The 645-nt window shown below is 50.2% G+C and carries 1 protein-coding gene; it reads right to left on the bottom strand.

Going from position 1 to position 645, the window contains the following annotated elements; all coding sequences use genetic code 11:
• Nucleotides 1-39: 39 nt before the first annotated feature.
• Nucleotides 40-471: a DUF3289 family protein gene (locus tag HB860_RS21960; RefSeq protein ID WP_247627954.1), complete on the bottom strand. Its 432-nt coding sequence runs from the start codon at nucleotides 469-471 to the stop codon at nucleotides 40-42.
• Nucleotides 472-645 lie beyond the last annotated feature (174 nt).

Genomic DNA, 645 nt, shown 5'->3' with positions numbered 1-645 from the left:
AAAAAATCGGCTCAAACATGAAGAAATGAAATGACTGAGTCAGCCGAGAAGAATTTCCCCGCTTATTCGCACCTTCCATAGCGTTACTTTGATCGTGCCCTTGTAGAAGTCGCCAAATTTTTCATATGTCGTGATTTCCGCCTTACCCGCCCAGACATCGTTAACCGCAATTGTGAGGCCCTGCACCTTATCCGCCGCAGAGTTGAAGATGGGTAACCGAAAGCCGGAGGTCTTGCTGTATTGCTGCATCAAGTCACTCAGAACAAGCTTGTTCACATCACCATCAAGTTCGGCCAGCTTTGCTTTCACTTCCTTGATAAGGGTATCTGAGAACTTGATCGTGGTCGGGTGAGCTCGCGCTGCTCTCGTCAACGCTTGGTTCCGGTATTCACCCCCCTCCGATTTCTCGAATTTGGCGATCATGGCCAGAATGTTCATCTTCAAGTCGCCAGTCGTAAACAATGTGGCCATGTTGCGGAAGCTACTAAAGAACAACTTGGGGTGGCGTTGTTGCCCAAATCAGTTGTAAGAGCGCAGCTTCCCCAGCCCCAAGTGACCGCTACACTCGGGGCTGTCTGACGGGCAGACCAAGGCTGTTCAGTTTGTTTATTGCTCCAACATACGCCATCACTTCCCCTACCTGAC

It is taken from the genome of Aeromonas genomosp. paramedia, from assembly GCF_023093515.1.
In the GTDB taxonomy this organism is placed as follows: domain Bacteria; phylum Pseudomonadota; class Gammaproteobacteria; order Enterobacterales; family Aeromonadaceae; genus Aeromonas.
This window is presented reverse-complemented; position numbering and strand designations above follow the sequence as displayed.